The organism is Tissierella sp. (genome assembly GCF_052089545.1).
In the GTDB taxonomy this organism is placed as follows: Bacteria; Bacillota; Clostridia; order Tissierellales; family Tissierellaceae; genus Tissierella_A.
This window is the reverse complement of the sequence record NZ_JBQDAA010000162.1, coordinates 1-5468: the sequence shown is the minus strand read 5'-3', so window position 1 is coordinate 5468 and position 5468 is coordinate 1. Positions and strand designations below refer to the sequence as shown.

Sequence of the window (5468 nt, the reverse complement as noted above, 5' to 3'; positions counted from 1 at the left end):
AATAATATTTAATCGTCTCTTTATTAGCAAAACCATTATAATTATCAGCTAAATATAGTGGCATTTCACCTGTATGAGTTATTGTAATAACTGGTTCTATACCTTGTGATAACAATTCATCGAATAAATCATCATAGAACTGTAATCCTGCCTCGTTAGGCTCTTCTTCAATACCATTTGGATAAATTCTTGTCCAAGCTATAGAGGTGCGTAAAGCTCGTAATCCTAATTCTCCAAATAATTTAACATCTTCTTTGTAGCGATTGTAAAACTCAACTGCTCTATGTTTCAAATTTCCTGGTCCAGGTTTCTTCGTACGCCCATCTTCAGGTGAGTGAGGTATGACATCTTCTACAGCAATACCTTTTCCGTCTTTATCATAAGCACCTTCAAAATGATAAGCGGCAGATGCACTGCCGAATAAAAATTTCTCATTAAATACGCTTTTGTGTATCATTAAATAAACTCTCTCCTTTAATAGTCAGGGATAGTACTTTCACAATAAAGTACTATCCCATTTAGTTGCTATTTAATTTCTTTAGATTCTGCTAATTCTTTATACCAATATGCACTCTTTTTAGGGGTTCTTTCTTGAGTGTCAAAGTCGACATAGAATAAACCATAACGCTTATTATAACCATTCGACCATGAAAAGACGTCCATTAATGACCAAACAAAGTAACCTTGTACATTGACTCCATCCTGAATTGCTTTATGGACAGCTGTTAGATAGTCCTTAATATAATCAATTCTAGGTTGATCATCAACTTTACCATCTTTAATTTCATCTTTATACCCTAGACCGTTTTCAGTTATATAAATCTTCTTGTAATTAGGGTATTCTTCTTTAACGCGGATAAGTTGATCATATAAACCTTGGGGGTAAATCATCCAATCCCAATCGGTACGAGGAACATCGACATCGAAAACTTTTTCGCCTACTCCTTTAATTCGGTAAGCTGATGTACCTTCGTCTCCTGTACTATTATGGAATATTTCTGTTTCTCCATCATATGCTCGCATCCAGTCACTCATATAATGGTTAATACCCAAGAAATCATTTAAATCTTTTGCTTCGTTGAGGATTTTCATATCTTCATCTCGTAAATCTAATGAACCTCCGTTAGCTTCAAAAATATGATTTACACCATCCATAGTTCTTTGAGAATAAGAACCATTATAGGTAGCGTCTAAAATAAATTTATTTTGAATAATATCCTCAAGTTCTGCGGCGCGTACGTCTGCAGGATTTTCTTTATCATATGGGTATTTTGTTTGCAAAGCATGAACAACACCGATTTCACCTGGATAATTATTTTGTTTAAATAATTTTACAGTTTTAGCATGTGCTAACATCATATTATGGTGAGACTGGAATACTTTACTGAAATCGTATTTGATACCTGGTGGAAATTTACCAGCAAGATATTGTCCATCTCCGATTGGACCAATTTCATTAAATGTAGTCCAGTAATTGACTTTGTCACCATATTCTTCAAAACAAAACTTAGCATATTCGACAAAATATTCAATGTTTTGTCGATTTAAAAAGTCTCCATTTTTATGCAAAGCTTCAGGAGTATCAAAGTGATGTAGTGTTATAAAAGGCTCAACACCCCGCTTATGCGCTTCATCAATAACGTTGTGATAAAATTCTACGCCTTTCTTATTGACTTTACCATGGCCCTTTGGAAAAATACGTGACCAGGCAATTGATATTCTGATTCCGTTGACACCAAATTCTTCTGCCAACTTTAAATCAACTGGGTAACGATTATAAAAGTCACTTGCTGGTTCTGCACTATACCAGTAGTTTTCTTCTAAGAAAGTATCCCATGCTACTCTTCCCTTTCCATCTTTATCAACAGCACCTTCAGCTTGATAAGCAGCGGTTGCTCCTCCAAATATGAAGTTTTCTGGTAGTTTCAACATTAAATTCCCTCCTGAGATAGTGTCGGATCATTACTTACATGATCTTGTTCTTCATTTAATATATCTAAAACAAAGTTTAAAGAACCCTTTGGATCGTTGGTAAGAGATATATACTCTTTTCCTTTAGTTTTGACTAATTTAATTCCTAATCTATCTGCGTCTTTTTTAATATCTGCATAATTAGAAGCAACTTGTGGAGCGAGTATAATTAAATCATAGTCTTTCATGATATCATAGTGAGCCCCGTATGATCCTGCAGCAGAATTGATTGGGACGTTATATTCTTTAGCAGCTTTGGATAGCGCATTTGCTAACAGACCACTTGTCCCGCCACCGGCACACAAAACTAAGACATTTTTTTCGTCATTATCTTCTTTTTCATTCATAGCGTAAACTAAATCATCGACGCTCTTTTTAGGTGTGTTTTCTTTTTGTGCTTCTTCTGCTACAATCTTATTCTCTTTTTCAAACATTTGCTCATCGTAAACCTTAAAGAATGGGTAATAAATTAAAACGTCCATTGCTAAAAGTAAAATAGCTAGCAAAAAGGCTAAAGGAGCAAAACCTGTACCTAGAACCAAGCCAATTGGGCCGGGAGTAGTCCAGGGCAAGAAGTATAAAATACTGTTCATCTTAAGAATATCTACAAAAACTTTAAATAACCAGATGTTCGCAATTGGAGCTATCATGAAGGGAATGAAGAATACCGGATTGAGAACTATAGGCGCTCCAAACAGTATTGGCTCGTTCACTCCAAACGATGTTGGAACAAATGAAGCTTTTCCAATTGCCTTATTTTGTTTAGATTTAGCCATCAACATAAACATAAAAGGAACAACAAATGTTGCACCAGTACCTCCTAAAGTAGCGACAAAGTGCTGAGCGCCAGGCGTTAGAACATGGGAAGCATGTTCGCCAGCTTGAAACAACCTTAAATTGGCATCTAAATTCAGGTAAATAATAGCTGAAATTGCAGGTTCTACAATAGAAGGACCATGAATTCCAATAAACCAGAAAAATGACATAGCTCCATAAATCAGAGCTAATCCCAAATAGCCATCTGCAGCTGTGAATAGTGGCTGAAACATTTGAATAACTGCTTGAGCAAAATTTATTCCGACAATGCTTCTAATAACAATATCTACAATTAACAATAATAAAGACGATGCAGCGAATGGAAGTAAATCTTTAAATGTTTGAGAAATGTTGGGTGGAACTTCTTTAGGCATTTTTATAGTAATATTGTTTTTTATAAAAATATTATAAATATTTACTACAACGAAAGCTGATACAAAAGCTGATAATAGACCAGTACTACCTAAATAACCACTAGCAAACCCACCCACAATTGGATCTGAAGAAAGCAATAAGAATCCAACTATAGCAGCTAACATTGTAGAAATATTATTTATTTGATTATTCTTAGGTAAGTCCCTATTGAAAGAATCAGTTAATGACTTCGCAGTGGTTCCAGCAACTAATAAACCGAGTATTCCCATTGAATAGTTATATGGCTTTATGATAATAGCTTCGATGCTTTCACTCCAATAGAACCCAAAAATATTCGGTACATAAGCTAGTAACATGAAAACACTTGAAAATAAAACTACCGGCATAGCAGCGATAAAACCATCTCTGACGGATCTTAAATACTTGTTTCTGGAAACCTTTTCGAAAAACGGTTTCATTTTCTCAATTTGAGCTATTAAATTATTCATTTATATCATCCTTTCTTATAGAGCTTTATTAGATGTTTTACAATATCACGTAAAAGTAATGTGGTCATTAGATGATCTTGACCGTGTACCATTATAAAGCCAACTTCTATTTCGTCTCCTGCAGCTTCTTGAGATAACATTGAAGTTTGAGTATTATGAGCGTCATTTATACTCTCATCTGCTTCAGCAACTAAAGCTTCAGCTTTTTCAAAGTCCCCTTTCTCGGCAGCCTCAATTGCTTCTAATAAGTTAGAACGTGCATCTCCTGCGTGAGCTACAATCTCAAAACCTATCATATTCGCTTCTTTTCTATCCATGTAGCTTTCCTCCTAATTATTATAAGAAAATGTTTTATTTTTTTCTTATTTGTTTGTTTTTGTTAAGATTAGAATATCACTGGTGAATAGCATTGTCAACTACAAAAATAAAATAAATATATAGTTGACATGTATTATTTATAATGATAAATTTACTAAAGAAACAATTGCAAACAAAAACAAACAATTTGTTAAAGGAGGTTTTTATACTGTTAAAAGATCAAAGGTTAGAAACTATTCAAAAACTAGTTAACACGCATGGAATTATAGGTGTATCAGATTTAACTACTGAACTTGATGTAACAGAAATGACAATTCGTCGCGATCTTAAATCTTTAGAAGAAGAAGGACTTATCCAACGAGTTCATGGAGGCGCTAAACTCCCAGAAAATTTATCAGAGAAAGAACTTTCTCATTCAGAGAAGCAAGAGATAAATATTTCTGAAAAAATGTATATAGCAAAAATTATCGCTTCTTTAATTGAATCTGATGATACGATATTTTTAGGACCAGGTACAACTATAGAATTAGTTTGCGATTATCTCGAAGTGGTTCCTATGCGAATCATAACGAACTCTATCCATGTTTTTAATAAGTTTAAAAAAATAGATATACATGATTTGATACTGATAGGAGGAAGTTATAGAGAACGGACAGGAGCTTTTGTAGGAAGTATAGCCAATCGGGCACTTTCTGATCTACGAGTGAAAAAAGCATTTATAGGAGTAAATGGTATTAATCGAAACATGGCATTTACGTCGAACGAAGAAGAAGGAACCACACAAAGCATAATCTTAGATAACGCTCAAAAAAAGTACTTTGTTGCTGATCATAGTAAAGTTGCTAAAGAAGATTTTTACGGTTTCTATAAATTAAATGAAAAAACAACATTGATAACAGATAATAAATTGTTTTCTACTAAAAAAGAAGAAATTGAAAGATTTACGAAAGTAATTAACTAATTAGAATGGAGCGATATATTGTGAAAGTATTTTTAGGTTCAGATAAAGCGGGTTTAGAATTAAAAAATGTTATTAAAACTTATATTAATAAAGAAATAAATGATTTGGAAGTGATAGATACTACTCCAGAGGGTGCTGAAGATTTTGTTGAATCAAGTTTAGCTGTAACCAAATCCATTAAAGATAATGAAGGATCTACAGGTATTTTGTTCGATGAAACAGGTGCAGGTTCGTTCATGGCAGCGTCTAAAATAAAAGGCATTATAACTGCAGAAATTTCAGATGAACACTCTGCAAAAATGACTAGAGACCATAATAATGCTTCGCTGATAACGCTAGGTTCTGGAATAGTAGGGGATCGTTTGGCTAAAAAAATCACAAAAACTTTTCTTAGTGCTGAATATTCAGGGGGTCGCCATCAAATACGTGTAGATATGCTGGATGCTATGTGCTAATTTTCTTAGCTTTAAAATTATATTAGGTTTAAATAAAATTTGAAACAAATTTTTATATTATAAAGGAGACGAACTAATGATTAT

At 33.6% G+C, this 5468-nt stretch carries 6 protein-coding genes; 2 read left to right on the top strand and 4 right to left on the bottom strand.

The window, feature by feature from the left end:
• From ACTHW2_RS10390 to ACTHW2_RS10375, 4 genes are all read right to left on the bottom strand, one after another.
• On the bottom strand, positions 1 to 457 hold a 457-nt coding region (locus ACTHW2_RS10390), incomplete at its 3' end, for a family 1 glycosylhydrolase (protein WP_442263845.1).
• 68 nt (positions 458 to 525) lie between these two features.
• The gene (gene lacG / locus ACTHW2_RS10385) at positions 526 to 1932 is read right to left on the bottom strand and encodes a 6-phospho-beta-galactosidase (RefSeq protein WP_091633020.1); all 1407 of its coding nucleotides are present in this window, start codon (positions 1930 to 1932) and stop codon (positions 526 to 528) included.
• A complete protein-coding gene (locus tag ACTHW2_RS10380; RefSeq protein WP_091633018.1) occupies positions 1932 to 3650 on the bottom strand; it encodes a lactose-specific PTS transporter subunit EIIC in 1719 nt (572 codons plus the stop codon). The genes lacG and ACTHW2_RS10380 overlap by 1 nt, the downstream gene beginning before the upstream one ends.
• 5 nt (positions 3651 to 3655) lie before the next feature.
• Positions 3656 to 3967, bottom strand: coding sequence for a PTS lactose/cellobiose transporter subunit IIA (locus ACTHW2_RS10375; RefSeq protein ID WP_272980718.1), 312 nt, complete (start codon positions 3965 to 3967; stop codon positions 3656 to 3658).
• A 167-nt stretch (positions 3968 to 4134) separates the two neighbouring features.
• Here ACTHW2_RS10375 and ACTHW2_RS10370 point away from each other — a divergent pair, with 167 nt between their 5' ends.
• Both ACTHW2_RS10370 and lacA read left to right on the top strand, forming a co-directional pair.
• Entirely contained in the window at positions 4135 to 4929 is a 795-nt protein-coding gene (locus ACTHW2_RS10370; protein ID WP_442263846.1) for a DeoR/GlpR family DNA-binding transcription regulator, read from the top strand.
• Between the two features lie 20 nt (positions 4930 to 4949).
• Positions 4950 to 5384, top strand: a complete 435-nt coding sequence (gene lacA / locus ACTHW2_RS10365; protein WP_091633011.1) for a galactose-6-phosphate isomerase subunit LacA — start codon at positions 4950 to 4952, stop codon at positions 5382 to 5384.
• Positions 5385 to 5468: the final 84 nt, after the last annotated feature.